This is a genomic window from Streptomyces sp. G7(2002) (genome assembly GCF_028870195.1).
In the GTDB taxonomy this organism is placed as follows: domain Bacteria; phylum Actinomycetota; class Actinomycetes; order Streptomycetales; family Streptomycetaceae; genus Streptomyces; species Streptomyces nigrescens.
The window spans coordinates 2,133,432-2,149,896 of sequence record NZ_CP102609.1; the positions used below are offsets into that span (position 1 = coordinate 2,133,432).

The 16,465-nt window shown below is 67.6% G+C and carries 18 protein-coding genes and 3 pseudogenes; 17 read left to right on the forward strand and 4 right to left on the reverse strand.

Going from position 1 to position 16,465, the window contains the following annotated elements:
• Positions 1-203: 203 nt before the first annotated feature.
• The 3 genes and pseudogenes from NUT86_RS08490 to NUT86_RS08500 all read left to right on the forward strand — a co-directional run.
• Positions 204-1,241, forward strand: coding sequence for a TniB family NTP-binding protein (locus NUT86_RS08490; RefSeq protein ID WP_274734506.1), 1,038 nt, complete (start codon positions 204-206; stop codon positions 1,239-1,241).
• A gap of 12 nt (positions 1,242-1,253) precedes the next feature.
• Positions 1,254-3,479 carry a TniQ family protein gene (locus tag NUT86_RS08495; protein ID WP_274734507.1) on the forward strand — a complete coding sequence of 742 codons (2,226 nt, stop codon included), beginning with the start codon at positions 1,254-1,256 and terminating at the stop codon, positions 3,477-3,479.
• A gap of 120 nt (positions 3,480-3,599) precedes the next feature.
• Positions 3,600-3,836, forward strand: a pseudogene (locus NUT86_RS08500) (DUF2199 domain-containing protein); the annotation flags it as partial.
• A 90-nt stretch (positions 3,837-3,926) separates the two neighbouring features.
• On the opposite strand, the gene NUT86_RS08505 reads toward NUT86_RS08500, so the two are convergent.
• Both NUT86_RS08505 and NUT86_RS08510 read right to left on the reverse strand, forming a co-directional pair.
• Positions 3,927-4,130 carry a hypothetical protein gene (locus NUT86_RS08505; protein WP_274734508.1) on the reverse strand — a complete coding sequence of 68 codons (204 nt, stop codon included), beginning with the start codon at positions 4,128-4,130 and terminating at the stop codon, positions 3,927-3,929.
• 13 nt (positions 4,131-4,143) lie between these two features.
• The gene (locus tag NUT86_RS08510; protein WP_274734510.1) at positions 4,144-4,707 is read right to left on the reverse strand and encodes a mobilome CxxCx(11)CxxC protein; all 564 of its coding nucleotides are present in this window, start codon (positions 4,705-4,707) and stop codon (positions 4,144-4,146) included.
• Positions 4,708-4,862: 155 nt separating this feature from the next.
• Here NUT86_RS08510 and NUT86_RS08515 point away from each other — a divergent pair, with 155 nt between their 5' ends.
• The 3 genes from NUT86_RS08515 to NUT86_RS08525 all read left to right on the forward strand — a co-directional run bounded on the left by NUT86_RS08515 (position 4,863) and on the right by NUT86_RS08525 (position 6,621).
• Positions 4,863-5,363, forward strand: coding sequence for a hypothetical protein (locus NUT86_RS08515; protein WP_274734512.1), 501 nt, complete (start codon positions 4,863-4,865; stop codon positions 5,361-5,363).
• A 506-nt stretch (positions 5,364-5,869) separates the two neighbouring features.
• Positions 5,870-6,298 carry a helix-turn-helix domain-containing protein gene (locus NUT86_RS08520; RefSeq protein ID WP_274734513.1) on the forward strand — a complete coding sequence of 143 codons (429 nt, stop codon included), beginning with the start codon at positions 5,870-5,872 and terminating at the stop codon, positions 6,296-6,298.
• Positions 6,277-6,621, forward strand: coding sequence for a transposase family protein (locus tag NUT86_RS08525; RefSeq protein ID WP_274734514.1), 345 nt, complete (start codon positions 6,277-6,279; stop codon positions 6,619-6,621). The genes NUT86_RS08520 and NUT86_RS08525 overlap by 22 nt, the downstream gene beginning before the upstream one ends.
• Positions 6,622-6,734: 113 nt before the next feature.
• On the opposite strand, the gene NUT86_RS08530 is transcribed toward NUT86_RS08525, so the two are convergent.
• On the reverse strand, positions 6,735-7,052 hold the full coding sequence (locus NUT86_RS08530) for a DUF6221 family protein (protein WP_274734515.1): 318 nt from the start codon (positions 7,050-7,052) through the stop codon (positions 6,735-6,737).
• Between the two features lie 54 nt (positions 7,053-7,106).
• On the opposite strand from NUT86_RS08530, the gene NUT86_RS08535 reads away from it, so the two are divergent.
• The 10 genes and pseudogenes from NUT86_RS08535 (at position 7,107) to NUT86_RS08575 (ending at position 14,927) form a co-directional block, all read left to right on the forward strand.
• A complete protein-coding gene (locus NUT86_RS08535; protein ID WP_274740415.1) occupies positions 7,107-7,859 on the forward strand; it encodes a transposase in 753 nt (250 codons plus the stop codon).
• 299 nt (positions 7,860-8,158) lie between these two features.
• Positions 8,159-9,553, forward strand: coding sequence for a HEPN domain-containing protein (locus NUT86_RS08540; RefSeq protein ID WP_274734518.1), 1,395 nt, complete (start codon positions 8,159-8,161; stop codon positions 9,551-9,553).
• 54 nt (positions 9,554-9,607) lie between these two features.
• Positions 9,608-9,826 (forward strand): annotated as a pseudogene (locus tag NUT86_RS08545) (transposase); the annotation flags it as partial.
• A gap of 21 nt (positions 9,827-9,847) precedes the next feature.
• A pseudogene (locus NUT86_RS40425) lies at positions 9,848-9,952 on the forward strand (DUF2199 domain-containing protein); the annotation flags it as partial.
• Entirely contained in the window at positions 9,952-10,614 is a 663-nt protein-coding gene (locus NUT86_RS08550; protein ID WP_274734520.1) for a hypothetical protein, read from the forward strand. The pseudogene NUT86_RS40425 and the gene NUT86_RS08550, both read left to right, overlap by 1 nt.
• A gap of 132 nt (positions 10,615-10,746) precedes the next feature.
• Complete coding sequence (locus tag NUT86_RS08555) at positions 10,747-11,307, forward strand: RNA polymerase sigma factor (RefSeq protein ID WP_263268144.1); 561 nt, start codon at positions 10,747-10,749, stop codon at positions 11,305-11,307.
• Positions 11,304-12,128: a zf-HC2 domain-containing protein gene (locus tag NUT86_RS08560; protein ID WP_174876463.1), complete on the forward strand. Its 825-nt coding sequence runs from the start codon at positions 11,304-11,306 to the stop codon at positions 12,126-12,128. Before NUT86_RS08555 ends, NUT86_RS08560 begins: the two co-directional genes overlap by 4 nt.
• Before the next feature lie 32 nt (positions 12,129-12,160).
• A complete protein-coding gene (locus tag NUT86_RS08565) occupies positions 12,161-12,970 on the forward strand; it encodes an ABC transporter ATP-binding protein (RefSeq protein ID WP_274734525.1) in 810 nt (269 codons plus the stop codon).
• Positions 12,967-14,364 carry a hypothetical protein gene (locus NUT86_RS08570; protein ID WP_274734526.1) on the forward strand — a complete coding sequence of 466 codons (1,398 nt, stop codon included), beginning with the start codon at positions 12,967-12,969 and terminating at the stop codon, positions 14,362-14,364. Before NUT86_RS08565 ends, NUT86_RS08570 begins: the two co-directional genes overlap by 4 nt.
• Positions 14,361-14,927: a hypothetical protein gene (locus NUT86_RS08575; RefSeq protein ID WP_274734528.1), complete on the forward strand. Its 567-nt coding sequence runs from the start codon at positions 14,361-14,363 to the stop codon at positions 14,925-14,927. Before NUT86_RS08570 ends, NUT86_RS08575 begins: the two co-directional genes overlap by 4 nt.
• Positions 14,928-15,055: 128 nt before the next feature.
• On the opposite strand, the gene NUT86_RS08580 is transcribed toward NUT86_RS08575, so the two are convergent.
• Positions 15,056-15,247 carry a DUF1059 domain-containing protein gene (locus tag NUT86_RS08580; protein WP_018087706.1) on the reverse strand — a complete coding sequence of 64 codons (192 nt, stop codon included), beginning with the start codon at positions 15,245-15,247 and terminating at the stop codon, positions 15,056-15,058.
• Positions 15,248-15,365: 118 nt separating this feature from the next.
• Here NUT86_RS08580 and NUT86_RS08585 point away from each other — a divergent pair, with 118 nt between their 5' ends.
• Complete coding sequence (locus NUT86_RS08585) at positions 15,366-16,454, forward strand: methyltransferase domain-containing protein (RefSeq protein WP_266448159.1); 1,089 nt, start codon at positions 15,366-15,368, stop codon at positions 16,452-16,454.
• The last annotated feature ends 11 nt before the right edge of the window (positions 16,455-16,465 follow it).

Sequence of the window (16,465 nt, forward strand, 5' to 3'; positions counted from 1 at the left end):
TCGTTCCGTTCCTCCTGCCCGGCTCGCCGCCAATGCGGGACACGGCAAGTGGATGGGAGCACTGGCGAACGACCCGAAACAACTTCGTGCCGGCGCCACGGCTGAGTCTTGCCGAGTGGCGGCGCCTGAGCTCGCGAAAGAGATCCCTGCATGATCTGCATCGCGCGGCCACTCACGCAAACCTGCCGCTGCTACAGACCCCGATGACCAAGTCCGTCACCAAATTGCTCCACGGGCGCATCATGACCAACGCGCTCAAGCGGAAACCCACCACCAGGGCCGGCGTGATGGTGACGGGTGGCGGCTACCAGGGCAAGACCGAGACGATCTGCGAGATCGCTGCGACGTTCGAGGACTCCTGGCTAGAGCTGCACCAGCACCTCAACCCCGATGCAGTTGCCGGGGCCCGCGACCTGCACATTCCCGTCGCATACGTCCAGACACCAGTGACCGCGAAGCCGAAGAGCACCTGCAAGGCCATCCTCAACTTCTACGGCGCCCCGCTCAACCCGCGGATAGATCTGCCCGACCTCATCCACCAGGTCGCCACCTCGCTGCATGACCATGGCACAAAGGCCTTGATTCTGGATGATATTACGAGGCTTCGCTTGCACAGGGCCGATGATCAGGACACGCTCGATCTGATCCGGGCCTTCATGAGCATGCACGTCACCCTCATCCTGGTGGGCGTCGACATCCCCGGCTCGGGCCTGTTGCGAGAAGGACGCCACGACCCCCGCACCCGGCAGGTGATCTTCCCGCCGTCCAGGCATGCCAAAGCCCACTCACTGGAGTCGACCCAGACGGAACGGCGCTTCGATCTGGTCGAACTGGACCGATTCCGCTACGACACTCCGGCTCAGATGACCGCTTGGATCAATCACCTGACCGGTATCGAGGGCCAGTTGCGGCTCCTGAAGGCGTCTCCGGGCATGCTCACCGACGGCCACATGCCCGAGTACCTTCTCGAGCGCACAAACGGGGTGGTCGGACTGCTGGAACGGCTGGCCGAGGACGGCTGCCAGGAAGCCATCGACTCGGGCACGGAATGCCTTACAGAAGCCCTGCTGGACGGCATCGCCATCGCCGTCGACAACGCGCCAGGCCGTGATCCCAGTGCTGGTGAGATCCCCGACGTCCCCGGCGGCAGTGCCAAGAAGCCTGCTGGCTCCAGCGAACACAAGCGCCCCAGGAACACCGTGTTCGACGACCACGGTCCCGCCGCAGCAACGGGCACGTGAGGGAGGCGACGCGTGCATCCGCTTCCTCGAAGCCTGGTTCCGCTCACCGGCGAGTCGCTGCCGGGGTTCATCCTGCGCCTCTCACACCGACTCAACGTTCCCCCACTGCATATTGCTCGCATGGCAGAGGGCCGTTCCGAGCCCACTAGCAGCCACATCCGCCACAGACTTCTGCTGGAACTCGATCCCAGCGACGCCGTCGCCTTCGCCCACGCGACAAGGCTCAGCCTGGCCGAGGTCATGGAACTCACGCTGGCCGGCTGGAAGGAGCGCTACCCACCGATCGGCGCCTCCAGCGAAACAACCTCCCGGGCCGGGCGGGATCCGTGGCTGTTCATCAGCCCCCGACACTGCCCGAACTGCCTGGCAGGAGACGCCTCACCCCTCCAGAAACAACTCGGAGGAGCATGGCAAAAGGCATGGCACCTCCCTGTCGTCTTCGCCTGCCTGGAGCACAAGCGCTATCTCGAGCACCACTGCCGACGATGCGGCGCCGCCGAGAGCGGAACCGACGCCCTAATCCACCGAGCGAACGACCCATCCCTGCATCCCGCCCAGTGCCGCCGACAAGCCGCCCAGCCGTCTCTCGCCAAGCGCAGAACGTCAGCTTGCGGCACCCGGCTGGAGAGGACGCGTCCCAGGAAGGAAGCACTCCAACCCACGGAACGGATCCTCAGACTTCAAGGACACATTCTCGATCTACTCGCCCCTGGCCATCCCCCCGAAGAGGCCTCGCAGTACTTCACCGATCTGAGACTCGTCGCAGCTCTGGTGACCTCTTCGTGGCCACAGACCCGGTCACTCGTGGACGGAGAAGTCGTTGCGCTGATGGATACGTACGTCCACAACGTCCAGGCCGCGGGCAACACAGCCGGCGAGCGCAACCGTGTGCTCCACACGCCGCCACGCGACGCCGCCCTCTGCGCAGCACTGCTTAGCGCCTCCCACACGCTCCTGCAGGCGCGCGACCTGCGGAACACGCTGGCAGAATTGCTCGAGTCCTCCCGCAAGAACGGCACGCTCAGAGACACCTGGAGTCGTCTGTTCAACCGCCTGGAGAGTTCCTGCTCAGCGCGGGTACGTCACGCGGCAGAACCGCTGACGCGCACGTTCCGGCGCGCGAGTGGCCCTCACGGATCGACTGGCATGTTCCGCAGTGACTACCGGCCCGAACACGTACCGGCCTTTCTGGACCCCCGCTGGTTCGAAGAACACTTCAGTGACCTGGAAGGCATCACGCCCAAGATCCTGCGCCGAACCGCTTCCGTCCGCCTCGTTCACTGGGTCTCCGGAGGCTCCATGAACGAAGCAGCTGAGTTCCTCGGAATCTCGCCCGGACGGATGCAGTTCACCCTGGCCAACGACGCGCACCGCTGGTCACGCGCCCTACATGGCCCGGCGGTCTTCGAGAAGGCCCTGCATGACCTCGCCGACCAGCTGGCCGCCGAGACCGACCCCATCGACTATCACTACCGCCGTTCCGTCCTTGAAGACTGGAACCTCAGCCGGGGTGAATGGCAAGCGCTGGTCAACCGTCTGTCACCCACCTCCGGGGCCCCGCAGCCGGTACTCGATGACCGCAAGCGGCAGGACGCCTCCATCTTCATCTGGAGCCACGTCACCCGAGGCGAACATCTCTTCGCTCCCCGTCCCATCGAAGCCGGGAAGACCGAGCACGTTCAACGCGCCTGGGCGAATCGGCGTCACACCACCTGGTTTCAACTGACCCGGCCCGACGCCCTGCCCCACTACGCTGAGCTGCGAGAGCTTCTCGTCGAGCACGCAGACTCCCTGGCTCGCCAGATCGACGCGGGTGCAGCGCCGCCCCGCGCACGGGAGCGGCTTTGGCTCCCTTCACAGCCCTCCCCTAGCCCTCCACCGCGACAGACAAGGACCCCAGAAATCAGCGGCACGCGATGGATACGCTCCTACTACGACGATCTCGACACCTGGTCCTACTTCGAGCTCGACTCCGAAGGCTGGGCACTTCGCCATGTCGATCTTCAAGGCCCCACTCTGAAGCCTGTGACCGCAGCGGCTTTGAGCGAGGTCCTCGGCATCCGCGACAGCGGCGACCGAACCGCGATGGCCGTCTACCAGCACACGTACGGCATCCTTGCCGAGGGAAGCCTGGACGGCTGGGAGGAGACCGACTGCGCGGCCGAGATTACGTCGACCGAGTTCGAACGCGTCTGGGGACCAGCGCGCGAGGCCATCACCAGCACCCGCGATCACTAGTTGATCCACCTGAGGTCGAGGTGACCAGTGGCGTCGAAGCCGATCACTAGGCTCCACGTCATGACCAGTGATCTCGGATTCACCTGCACATGCTGCGGGGCCCACCACCCTGAGTTGCCGATGAACTACACGGCCGAGGCCCCGGCCGCGTGGGACCCCGCCTTCGCCGGCGCCGAGCACTGCTTGCTCTCGTCGGACCAGTGCGTAATCCACGCACAGCACTACTTCGTCAAGGGCCTGATCGAGATACCGGTCATCGGCAGCGACGACGTTTTCTCCTGGGGCGTCTGGGTCTCACTCAGTCGCGAGAACTTCTCCCGGGCTGCAGATCTTTGGGACAGGCCCGGCCGCGAGGCCGTTTCCGACCTGCCTGGCCGACACACGTGACCACCCGACAGTCCCCGTCCGTATACCGGTCGGGGGCTGCGGTACGACCCTTCGATAGAGCTACCGGCCGCAGCAGGGGCAGGCCTGGCTGACCGGCCCCAAGTCAACCTTGGTGATCCAGTCCCTCCGAGACTCCCGCACGATGCGGTCCTTCGTTATCAGGTCACCGTTGATGTACCGATTCACGACGGCGATGAACTCCGCCCTCTGGGCCTGAGACAGAGCTGCGAAACCCTGAACGACCGCCGCTACCTTGCTGTCCACACTGGCTCCTGAACTAGAACTTGCCGCAAACGTCGCAGTCGGTCGGGGTCATCGCCGTAGGGGTCTGCTGGCATCCCAGGCACGGCCGTTGATACTTCCGGAGCGCCGCGCGCATGCCTCTGCGGAGCTCCTTGTCCTTCACGTTCTTCTCGCCATCCCTGGCCCGCCTGGCACCGTCCTCGACGCTGAGCTTTTCGAACCGGGTGCGGAACGCTGGCAGCGCCGGAGGATCTTCTGCCAAGGACACGAACTGAGCAGCCAGCGACTCGTTCGCCACTGCGGAAGCGGAAGAGTAAGCCAGGTCCTCGGGCCAGCGCCTGACGAGGGACCAGAGATTGATCGCGAGCTGCACCGCGGCGATAACCGCGCCAACAGCTAGAGCTGTACCCCAGAACTCGTTCCTCCCGAACGTCCCAACCAAGGCCCCAATGAGCAGCGGGACGGCCAACCCGACCCAGGTCAGCACGTCGGTCTTACGCTTCAGATCACGAGCTCGCCTCTGAAAGATGTGGCTGGTCCCATAGGCGTGTAGCGCTGCGTCCCAGCACTTGCGTCGGTAGTCATCGATCCCCGCCATGCGCTGCTCTCCCCCACGCCCATTCCCCCTGGCCACCGGAAGACCAGAGGCTACGGAAGTCTACTGGGGCGTCCTGCGCTGAACGCGCTAACTACCCCCCGGCCCCCTAGGGCCCGCTACCGTTCTCCCACCACCGCGCATGCCCAGGGGGGCTCATGACCGACACCAACACCGCAGCTCAGACCGAGCCCGACGAGCCTGGAAAGCCGCCCCTGCGCCAGCGCATTACCGCCCGCTGGGACAACCTCCAACCCGCCACGAAGGCCGTCGTGGTCACCGCCCTGACCGCCGCGGCTACAGGGGCCCTCCGGGCTCTCGTGGACAGTCGTACCCCTGCGGCCGCACCGACGCCTCAAAGCGAGGTTGCGGGTGAGACCCAGACTGGCCGCTACGACCATCTCGGCCGCCACGTCTACCTCCACAACCACGGCCATTACTACGTATGCCGCCACACGCCGTGCTCCAAGAAGGCGGACTGGACCATCCCGGGCCACGACTGCTGCGGCCGCTGTACCCCCGGCCGGACCTGCCGCAGGGAAGCGCAACGCGACTACGCCGGCCCCGGCTCCTTCGCGCACAAGTTCTGGGACACGCTCATGCACCCCGGTGTCTGCGCCACCTGCGGTGAACCGCCCGAGGTGCACCCGGAGCCGTAGCCTTACGCCCGAGGGCCGGACGGGATTGTCAGGGGTTGGTGGAAGGGTGGCCGGCAACCCCGCCCGAACGGAGACTCCATGACCGACGACGGCTTCCCCACCTACTACGAATACGCCTCGCGCACCGGTGCAGTACCTGCGGAGCCGACCCCGGCACCATCTGCGACGCCCCCGCGAAGAAACAGGCCCTCCAGAGAATCGACGACGCCCGGGCCCTCGTCGGCAACGACCCCCGCGACCATGACCCGCTGCATCGGTTGCACGCCACCCGGCAGGACGCGGGGAGCCGGCACCGGGCGAGGGACATCGGGAAGGCCCCGTGACCGGAGGATCGGGTGCCGGGGCAGCGGTACGACACCCTGGGACAGGTCCGCAAGTCTCGTACGGGGCGCTGAGCCTAGCGTGTAGTCGCGGCGAGCGGCGCTTCACCTTGGCGCGAGCATCACCAGGCGAGACTGGAGTCCAGGCCGCGGAAGCGGGCCGTCGGCGCCGGTGCAAAGCACCAGTTGGTCTTCATCGACCGGCTCCTGGCCACCCTCGTTCACCTTCGCCACGGTGCCACGCACGACGTGCTGGCCTGCTGGTTCGGCGTCGACCGCTCCACGATCACCCGTGCCGTCGGCGAGGTGCGGCCGCTGCTCGCCCAGCGGGGCTACACCATCGCGCCCGGTGTCCCGCTCCGAACCCTCGCCGAGGTCATCGAGCACCTCGGCTCCAGCGGGCAGACCGGGGAGGTCGACGGCACCGAGATCCGGGTCCGCAGGCCCGCCGCCGGCCAGGGATCGGGAGAAGTTCATCCCCGGCAAGAACAAGCAGAACGCCGTCAAGGCAATGGTCCTCACCGACGCCCGCGGCAGGCTCCTGCTCTACAGCCCAGCCGGCTAGCTGTGCCGACATCACCCACGCCCGGCAGTTGGGCCTGGTCAAGCACCTGACTGACGGCCCACCCGTGGAGATCCTCGCCGATGCGGGCTATCAGGGCTTGGGCGCCCAGACCGGCGGCCGCGTGGTGACACCACCACACCGCAAGTTCAAGAAGAGCCCGCCGGAGTGGTACGGGGAGATCTACGAACGCCGGCGCAAGGCGCACTCCTCACGCCGTATCCGGGTCGAGCACGGCATCGCACACCTGAAGAACTGGCGGTCACTCGCCCGGCACCACGGCCGACGCGAGCACATGAGCGACACGATCCAAGCCGTCGCCAGCCTGCTCTCACACCAGCAGACCGCCACCCGCACGGACTGTCAGGCACAGTGAAAACCGGACCGACCTGCACCTTTCGACGTCGCACCGCCACCATGCACGAGCTCGTAAGGGCTGGCCCGTAAACGATCTCCATGAAGCTTCGTCGGAGGCTTTGCTCGTGCTGCTCAGGCCCGGGCGGGGAAGTCCGGATGGTCGGCGTAGGGCGAAGCAAGGTCGCGCAAGTCGTGGCAGGGCCAGGGTTCGCGGGCATGGCGGGCCAGGATGCGCCGCTTGGCCTCGATCTCGCGCAGGACGCGGGCCGGATCGTGGAGAGCCACGTGCTGAGCACTCGTGGGGTGGAAGCCGGGGAGGTCAACCTGGCAGAAGTCGACGGTGTGTCCGTGGGCGGACCACTCACCGCATCCGTCACCGTCGCAGCGTCGGGCCAAGTCGGCCTCCTCGTCCAGTCGCGCCTCAAGGAACTTCACCAGCTCTTCAGTCATAGGGGCATTCTCGCGTTGCGCTGGGCACCGTGAAACGATCTCGCTGTGGCTGGTGTGATCACGGCGTCGGAGCCTTCTTGGATAGTCCCCTTCACCGGGCTCAGCCCACGGCAGTTCGGCAAGCTGGTGACGGTGCTGCGAAGCGCAGGTGCGGAAGCGGTCCGCAGAGGCCGGCCGTGGAGCCTTCCGCTGGAGGACCGGGCACTGCTGGTCGCCGCGTACTGGCGCACGAACCTCACGATGCGGCAGCTCGCGCAGCTGTTCGGGGCCTTGAAGTCGGCGGCGGACCGCATCGTCGATCATCTCGGGCCGATGCTCGCGCTCCAGCCTCGCAAGCGGTTCGCGAAGGACACCGCGCTCATCGTGGACGGCACCCTGGTCCCCACCCGGGATCACACCATCGCCGAGCGGTCGAAGAGCTATCGGTACTCCACGAACCACCAGGTCGTCATCGACGTCGACACCGGCCTGGTCGTCGTGGTCGGCCGGCCACTCGCCGGGAACCGCAACGACTGCAAGGCGTGGGAGGAGTCCGGCGCCAAGGCGGCCGTCGGCAACACACCGACGATGGCTACCCGGGCACCGGACTCGTCATCCCCCACCGCCGCGAGCGCGGGGCAGAGCGAACTCCCGGACTGGAAAGAGGAGCACAACAAGTCCCACAAGCAGGTCCGGGCCCGGGTCGAGCACGTCTTTGCCCGCATGAAGACCTGGAAGATCCTCCGCGACTGCCGCCTCAAGGGCGACGACGTTCACCACGCCATGCTCGGCATCGCCCGGATGCACAACCTCGCCCTCGCCGGATAGACCTCCCAGCGGTACAGCAGCTCACCATGCCCTAGGCCACTCAGAGATCATTTACGGGACAGCCCCTAACCTTGCGCAACAACCTTTAGTGAGGAGCTGTCGTCAGGGCCCGCCGTTCCACCCACCCGCAGGCTTCGCGAGTCGTCGTCGGAAGCTGGCAGTAGGCGACCGGGCACGTTAGCCGACTTCCTCGGCCCTGGGCTTCCGAGATAACCTCAAGTGCCGCAGCGTAAGGGGGGCCAATGGAGCCTAGGGATAGTGCGCTTTGGGAACTCACTCGTCCTGCAATCATGGATGCTTTGGGTAAAATCAAGGCTGCCGTAATTGCCGAAAAGAAGATCGACAAGTATTCGTCCTTCCCTGCACTGAAGTCGGTGGGTGAAGGTCAATACATCCAACTTGAATCAGACTATGGTGTGCCCAATTACGGACGACTTTTCGAGAGCCAGGGGCGTTGGAACACCAAGCCGTACGTTTATGAGGATCTTGCTGGATATTCAGATCTTCTGTCGTACGTGAGGGCGCACTCCGTTTATGCGCCGTTTAATGGTTGGGAGGGAGATCCTTCGGATCGCTTTGGTCCACACATGCTGGAGGCCGGCGTAGCCGATCTCGTGTTGGAGGTAGCTGCACGTCACGCACAAGTGAAAGGGTTCGAATGGGATGAATCTTTTGCGCTCTCTCGGTATTTGGAGATGGAGCGTTGGTGGCAGTCTGAACCCCTCGGAATCCGGCTATGTGTCCCCATTCTGAACGTTTCCTTCCTGGATGATGTGATTCCACTAGACGGGAATGTTCAGATTCGAAGAATCACGAACCAGGAGCACCTGGAAAGGCTGTTCTCTCTAGAGCAATATAAGCGCGACTGGTGGTCGAATCGGGCGGCTACACACGCTCTTTTCATCGACGATGCGGTAACTATTACGTACCCGCGCCGGTACGGTGGGCCGGCGTGGGGGGAGTTTCCTTACGCCATTATTGATCGCGCTATGCAGGCGATCTCTGTGAAGTCGGACTTTCCTGTCGGGTATCAGCAAGTCTGTTATGAGCCGGCCGGCTGGTCGTCGGGCTATAGAGCTGGGCTGGGGCAGCTTCAGAACGGATTCAGCATTGCCCGTTATTCCAAGAAGATGGACGAGCGTGCAGAAGCTCCGGCATTCACCTTTAGTTCCGAGGCCGGCGGGGAGATTTCCCAATACTTTGCTGCGCTGGCTGGCGAAAATCCGCAAGTCTCTTTGGCTGCCAGTAGACTTCAACTTGCCACATTGCGAGACGATGAGCTGGATGAAATCGTGGATTTGTGCGTGGGGATTGAGGCACTTCTAGGAGGCACTAAGGCGGGTGACACGACGTATAAAATCGGCATTCGGGGGGCCGCCATTTTGGCTCGCGAAGGCTTTGAGGACTCGGCTAAGACTGCCGGCCTCATCAAAAAGGTGTACGCGTATCGTTCGCTGATTGTGCACGGCCAGGTGAAGTACGAAAAGAAAAGGATAGTCAATCTGGGAGGTGAAGAATTTCTGGCCACTGACATTGCAAATTATCTCCTGCGGCAACTTCTTAAGGCGATGCTGAAGGACCCTTCTTTGATCGATCAAATAGATGATGACCGAGTTGTTTTTGAGATGATCGATCAATGGGCGAAGCGGGATGCTCTCGACGACGCCCCGGAGCCGCACCAAGACCTGCGGTAAGCAGTGCAAGAGGAAATAATCCGTCGACCAGCGGGTGGGGCAGTGGCAGCATGGGGAACCGGATTGGTCATTCCACACCGTCGGCGCAAGGGCGAAGAACTCCCGGTGTGGAAGGAGGAACACAACCGGTCGCACAAGCAGGTCAGAGCCCGCGTAGAGCACACCTTCGCGCGCATGAAGAGCTGGAAGATCCTGCGCGACTGCCGTCTCAAGGGAGACGGCGTACATCACGCCATGCTCGGCATCGCCCGTCTGCACAACCTCGCCGTCGCCTCGCCCGACCCCAAGATCGTTACGGGACAGACCTTAGCTGTCGAACAGCGCACCGGGATCACTCTCGACCGCGTGCGGGAGATCGCGGCAGCCGTACTCCACTCCAGCCGCAGTGAGCAGCAGTAATGGCCGACACCTCCGCGTCGCCGATCCCGGTCGCGCCCGCCGGCCTGAGCGGCAGGGCCCAGAGGTTCGTCGAGGTGGACGGCATTCGTGTCCCTCGGCAGGGCATCCACCGGCACCGCGAGGCGTGGATCGGGCACGGGATCCCCGCTGCGGAGATCGACCGGGCCGCGGCCTTCCAGGACCGCTGGGGCGGCCTCGCCCTGCCGCCGGCCCCGTTCTACGAGGGCGGCCCGCGCATTCTGGACGCCGACTGCCCTGAGGGCTCGGCCGCACAGGGCTGGTCGTTCTCGGCCGGGAGCGGGCGGGTGTCCATGGCCTACGGATTCATGATCGGCCCCGACGGCGCGTTCGGGATCGACGCCCACCACTGGACACCCCTACATGCCACCACAGACGGATGGGTGGAGGCCTTGGCGCTCGCCGCCCACGCGAGACGCTGGGCCAAGGCCCTCACGAAGATCACCGGCAAGGCCGTCGAGTCCCTGGACCTAGACGGGTGCGAACCGGTTCCTGAAGTGCAGGGCCTGACCGACACCTGGTGGCGAGGCAAGGACTCGCTCATCGCCATCTACCGAGGCGAGGCCGTCGGCCTTGACGCGCCTCAATGCCTCGAAGCTCACGTCTACGGCGGCCTCGACGAGTGGGGCCTCCACGGCGGCTGACCGCTCGCCGGCGCCGCCGGACCTGAGCACACAGTTGGCCAGACGGGCCAACTCAAGCGCTCAGTCACAGCGACTGTGACTCAGTTCACAGTAGATCCAGAACCTGCGCGCCGCACCGGGCGTCTGGCTGGTGTGAGATCACGCAGGAGAGCACTGGACGAACTGGACGAGGAACGCCTTGTCCGGCTGGTGGCCAGAGGTGACCGCGGGGCGTTCGACGAGTTGTACCGGCGCACCTCGCCGTGGCTGGCGGTGCGGTTGCGCCGGCGCTGCGCGGACGAGCAGATCGTCGCCGAGGTCATGCAGGAGACCTATCTGGCGGTGTGGCGCGCGGCCGGCGCGTTCGCCGGGAGCGCGGTCGGCGGGACGGCCGTCGGGTGGCTGTGGACGATCGCGGCGCGCCGCCTCGTCGACGCGTTCCGGCGCCGTGCCCATCACGCCGAACCGCCGGTCGCCGCCGCCGAGCGGGCGGTGGTGCCCGCGGCGGAGGAAGAGGCACTCGCCGGGACCGTGGGCGGCGACGTCGGCGACGCCCTGCAGCGGCTGGCGCCGGAACTCCGGGAAGTGCTACGGGCCACGGTGCTCGACGGGCTCTCCATCCGGGAGACCGCCGTCCTGCTCAGACTGCCCGAAGGCACGGTCAAGACCCGCGCCCGCCGGGCCCGGATCGCGATGCGGGAGGCGCTGACATGAGCGGGGAACACGCGTCGAGGCAGTTGATCGACGACTACGCACGTGGTGACGCGACGATGGCCGCGGACACGGTATGGGCGTTGGAGGCCCATCTGGAGACCTGCGCGTTGTGCCGGAGCCACCTGGCGGCCTGTGTGGCCACCGAGGCGCCCGGCATCGCCGCGCTCGTCGACACCGTCCGGGCCGGTCTGGAACCGCAGTTGGACGCGGCCGCCAGGGCGCCCTCGCGGCGACACCGCCCGAGGTGGGTCGCTGCCTGGCTGACGCCGGTCATGGCCCCGTGGTTGGCCATGACCGTCCTCGTCACCCTGATGGCGCTGCTGCTGGACGCAGTCGCGCGGCCCATGTTCCTCGGCGGCGTCTCTCCCGTGTTGGCGATCGCACCCGTGCTGCCGCTGTGCGGTGTCGCCGCATCGTGGTCGCGCGGCCTGGACCCGGCGCACGAACTGACGGCCTCGACCGCCCGAGCCGGCCTGCCCCTGCTCCTCCGGCGCACCACGGCGGTTCTCGTGGTGGTCCTGCCCGCGCTCGTGGTGGAGGGATGGCTGACCGGAACGATGTCGGCCGCGCAGTGGCTGCTGCCCTCCCTGGCCTTCACCTCCACCGCCCTGGCGCTGGGCAGCGTGGTCGGCGTGACCCGCGCCGCCACCGGGCTGGTGGGCGCCTGGGGCGTCGTCGTGGTACTCGCCTGGGCCACCGACCACGGCCCCGTGAACCTGGAGCGTGTCCTGCAGCCGGACCAACTGCCCGCGTGGGGGCTGTTCTTGGCGCTGGGCATCGGCGCCGTGATCGCCCGCAGAAACGCGTACTCAACGCTGTGAAACCATCGTCGACCCTCGCAAGGGACTACCGCATGACACCCACCACGAGCGCGGCCGACACCGCGCCGAAAACCTACGCCTGGCAGATCCGGGCCAGTGGCCTGAGAGTACGCGTCGGACGGAAGAAGATGGCCGTCGACGGGCTCGACCTCTCCCTGGGCATCGGCACCCACGGCCTCCTGGGGCCCAACGGCGCGGGAAAGACCACCCTGATCCGGACGCTGGCCACCGTGCTGCGCCCCACCGAGGGCGAACTGGAGCTGCTCGGCACCTCCCTGGGCAGGATGGTCGACCACCGGCCCCTGCGTCGCCGGATCGGCTACCTGCCGCAGGACTTCGGCTACTACAAGCGCTTCACGGTGCGCGAGTTCGTCGAGTACATGGCCTGGTTGAAGGAGGTCCCGAAGGCGGACGTCCCCGCGGCCGTCCAGCGGGCCGTGGAACGGGTGGGCCTGGCGGACCGCGCCGACCACCGGATGAAGACCCTGTCCGGCGGCATGGTGCGGCGGGCCGGCATCGCCCAGGCCATCGTCAACGACCCCGCGGTGCTGCTGCTGGACGAGCCGACGGCCGGCCTGGACCCGGCGCAGCGACTGCGCTTTCGCGAGCTGCTCCAGGAACTGGGCCGCGACACCTGTGTGGTCGTCTCCACCCACCTGGTCGAGGACGTCGCGGCCGCCTGCTCCGACGTGGTGCTCTTCGCCGACGGCCGCCTCGTCTTCCAGGGCACGCCGGAGGACCTGGCCGCGGCGGGCAGCACCGAGTTCCCGGGCGACAGCCCCCTGGAGCGCGGCTACTCGGCGCTGCTGCGCAACTCCGGGCAGCGGGGAGGCGCCTGGTGACCGGACGTGTTCTGCGCATCGAGCTGAAGCGCTCCGTCGCCCCGTGGCCCGGCATCGTCGTCCTGGGCGGCAGCCTGGCGATCTTCTGTCTGTACGACGGGCTCTGGTGGAGGGGCACCGCGGGGTGGACGGCCCAGTGGACCTCCATGGCGCTGTGGACCCGGTCCCTGCTGACCTTCTTGTGGCCGCTCGCGGTGGGCACGGGAGCGGTGTACGGGCTGCGCGAACCCCGCTCGCGGATGGCCGAACTGCTGACGACCGTGCCGCGGCCGGCCTGGCGCCGTGCGGCGCTGCCGGCCGGTGCGATGGCGCTCGCGCTGGCGTCGGGCTTCGGCCTCCTGGTCCTCGTGGGCGGGGTCCAGGTGGCCCTCGGCCGGACCACCTACACGCCGCTCGACTGGCTGCCGATCTCACTCGTGGCGGCGCTGGCCCTCGTCGCGGGGGCGGTGTTCGGCATGGGCGTCGCGCGAGCCCTGCCCTCCGTGCTCACCCCACCGGGCCTGGTCTTGTTCTTCCTCATGCTGACGGCCCTTCTACAGCAGAACAGTGACGAGACACTGCCGTCGAGCATCGCGCCGAACCGGCTCGCCCAGCTGCTCCCGGTGACCGCGGAGCCGCGGGAGATGCTGCTGACCCTGTCCGGCTCCGTGCACCTCGGTCAGACGCTCTGGCTGCTCGGCCTGCTCGCCACCGGCTTCGCACTGCTGTCGGCCGTGACCCGCCGGGCCCGGCTGCTCGCGGTGATCCCCGTCCTGGCCGGTGCGGCCCTGGCCCTGCTGGTCCTCCCGGCCGCCGCACGCGACACCTACGTCGTCGACAAGGCCGCCGCCGCCCTGGTCTGCGACGGACCGGTGTGCGTGACGCAGGCGAACCGCTCACGCCTGCCCGAGCTCGCACGGCGCGGCAAGGAGGCGCTGCGCGTGCTGCACGAGGTCCTGGGCGACAAGGCGCCGAACGCGGTGCGGGAGGACACCAGGCTGCGCGCGATCGCCGACAAACGCGAACCCTCCGGCGACGTGGTGCTGGTCGACTTCGACGACCGGCTGCTCGCCGATGCGACAGGTGAGAAACTGACCCGCGCGCTGATCGCCCAGGGTCTGGCACCCAGCTGCTACGGGAACAACGACCGGGAGGGCGGGGGGCGAGGCAACGTCCCTGTCCAGAGCGTCGCCGTGAGCTGGGCCCTGCACGATTCCCGGCTCCAGCCGCTGGCGGAGAGGGGCAGCGACCCGTACTTGCGCACGATCTGGCTGGACGCCGACGTCGCCTGGCAGAGGCTGACGGCGCTGTCACCGGCCGAGCAGCGCTCGCGGATCGCCGAACTGCGCACCGCCGGCCTCTCCTGCGCGGCGGACCGCCAGCTCGCGGTGCTGGCGGGCAAGGCGACGCGATGAGGTGGCTGATCCTGTACGGCCGTTCACGGCAGGTGCCCGCCTCGGCCGCCGCGGTCGCGCTCGTCGCGCTGGCGGTGTGGACCCTCCACGGCCCAGGACCGGTGGATCAGGCGATGGCGGTCCTGGTCCTCACCGCGAACGTGGCGGCCGCTTCCGTCGGGCTCGGTGGGTGGGACGTCGTGCTGGAGAGGACGGCCGCGATCCGGTGGATGCCCCGCCGGGCGGCGCACGTGCTGCTGGCCGGCGCGTGCGCCGGTGCGGCGCTGCTGACGGTCCAGGCGGCGGGAGTGCAGCTCGCCCCCACCGAGGTCGTCGTCCGGGACAGCGCGGGCCTGGTCGGCCTGGCCGCGCTCGGGGCGGCGCTGTGCGGGGCACAGTTCGCATGGACCCTGCCGACCGGCTGGCTCGCGTTCACCCTCTTCGGACCGCCTCCGGGCGGCACCGCGGGAGACGTGGTCATGTGGATGATCTCTTCCCCCGCCACGACGGCGTCCACCGGGACCGCGTGGGCCCTGTTCGCGAGCGGCACCGTGGTGTACGCCATCGCAGGACCAAGACGGTAACGGACACGCCCCGCGCCGAGCGCTTCAGCCGGCGAAGCCCGCCGGCTGAAGCGCTCAGTCACCGCGACGACGCCCGGGCACCGCGCGACCGCCGCCCCGGGTCAGGGGCGGCGTGTCGGACGGGCGCGTCAGGCGTGCTGCGGAATCTCGTCCTTCAGTGACGCCCTGATCTGCTCCCGCAGCTCCGGGCTGTCCGTGTGGCCGTGGACGGAGACCGCGTGCTCGCTGGCGGCGCGGACCACTTCCTCCTCCTCGCCGACGATGACGAGGGTGCAGTTCATCTCGCTCGGGTAGTCCCGGCAGTCGACCTTCTTCCGCATGGTGCACCTCCTCTCCTCCAGTGTCGGCCGGTCGTCGCCCCCGGCCGTATACGGCGAATCCCGTATGGCGCGCGGGGCGGCCGGACTGCTGCAGTGAGAGGACGAGGAGGTGAGGGCCATGGCGACATCCGCCGAGGTCACCTCGGGCGCGGCCCCGGACCGGGACCGGGTGCAGGCGTTCCTGGAGAGAGTGATCACCGACGCCGGTGCCGCGGTCGCGGGTCTGTGCACCTCGCTCGGCGACCGGCTGGGCCTGTACACCGCCATGGCCGGTGCCGGTCCGCTCACCTCCGCCCAGCTCGCCGCCCGCACCGGGCTGGCCGAGCGCTATGTCCGCGAATGGCTGGCCGCCCAGGTCGCCGGCGAGTACGTCAGCTATGCGCCGGACGCCGGCACCTACCTGCTGCCCGCCGAGCACGCCGCGGTCCTGGCGGACCCGGAACTGCCCACGTACGCGGCGGGTTTCTTCACCGCGATGCAGGCGCTCTACGCCACCGAGGACACCCTCATGGAGGCGTTCCGCACCGGCGAGGGCGTCGGCTGGGAGGAACACGGCCCGGCGCTGTTCGCCGGCACCGCGAAGTTCTTCCGCCCCGGCTACGCGGCCGCCCTGGTCCCGGAGTGGCTGACCGCGCTGGACGGTGTGGTGGAGAAGCTGGAGCGCGGCGCGCGCGTCGCGGACGTCGGCTGCGGCTACGGCTACTCCACGACGCTGATGGCCCGGGCCTTCCCCCGCTCGCACTTCCACGGCTTCGACTTCCACCGCCCGTCCATCGAGGCGGCCCGCGGTATCGCGGACGAGGCGGGGCTGGGCGACCGGGTCAGCTTCGAGGTCGCCACCGCCCAGGACTTCCCGGGCGAGGACTTCGACCTGATCACGTTCTTCGACTGTCTGCACGACACCGGCGATCCGGGCGGTGCGCTTCACCACGCCGAGGAGACCCTGGCCGACGGCGGGACCTGCATGGTCGTCGAGCCGAACGCCTCGGCGAACGCCCAGGAGAACGCCAACCCCGTCGGCCGGGCGCTGACCGCCGCCTCGGTCGCCGTCTGTCTGCCGTCCGCGCTGGCCCAGCACGGTCCGCGGGCACTGGGAAACCACGCGGGTGAGGAGGCGATGCGGGAGATCGCCGACGAGGCCGGACTCCACCACTGGCGACTCGCCGCCGAGAGCCCCGTCAACCGCGTCTATGCCGTCGGGCGTTAAGGCGCCTGACG

Bases quoted from the DNA above. Each gene is read 5' to 3' on its own strand.
- NUT86_RS08490 (WP_274734506.1), top strand. From the start codon at position 204: ATGACCAAGTCCGTCACCAAATTGCTCCACGGGCGCATCATGACCAAC.
- NUT86_RS08510 (WP_274734510.1), bottom strand. From the start codon at position 4,707: ATGGCGGGGATCGATGACTACCGACGCAAGTGCTGGGACGCAGCGCTA.
- NUT86_RS08515 (WP_274734512.1), top strand. From the start codon at position 4,863: ATGACCGACACCAACACCGCAGCTCAGACCGAGCCCGACGAGCCTGGA.
- NUT86_RS08530 (WP_274734515.1), bottom strand. From the start codon at position 7,052: ATGACTGAAGAGCTGGTGAAGTTCCTTGAGGCGCGACTGGACGAGGAG.
- NUT86_RS08550 (WP_274734520.1), top strand. From the start codon at position 9,952: ATGGCCGACACCTCCGCGTCGCCGATCCCGGTCGCGCCCGCCGGCCTG.
- NUT86_RS08560 (WP_174876463.1), top strand. From the start codon at position 11,304: ATGAGCGGGGAACACGCGTCGAGGCAGTTGATCGACGACTACGCACGT.
- NUT86_RS08565 (WP_274734525.1), top strand. From the start codon at position 12,161: ATGACACCCACCACGAGCGCGGCCGACACCGCGCCGAAAACCTACGCC.
- NUT86_RS08575 (WP_274734528.1), top strand. From the start codon at position 14,361: ATGAGGTGGCTGATCCTGTACGGCCGTTCACGGCAGGTGCCCGCCTCG.
- NUT86_RS08580 (WP_018087706.1), bottom strand. From the start codon at position 15,247: ATGCGGAAGAAGGTCGACTGCCGGGACTACCCGAGCGAGATGAACTGC.
- NUT86_RS08585 (WP_266448159.1), top strand. From the start codon at position 15,366: ATGGCGACATCCGCCGAGGTCACCTCGGGCGCGGCCCCGGACCGGGAC.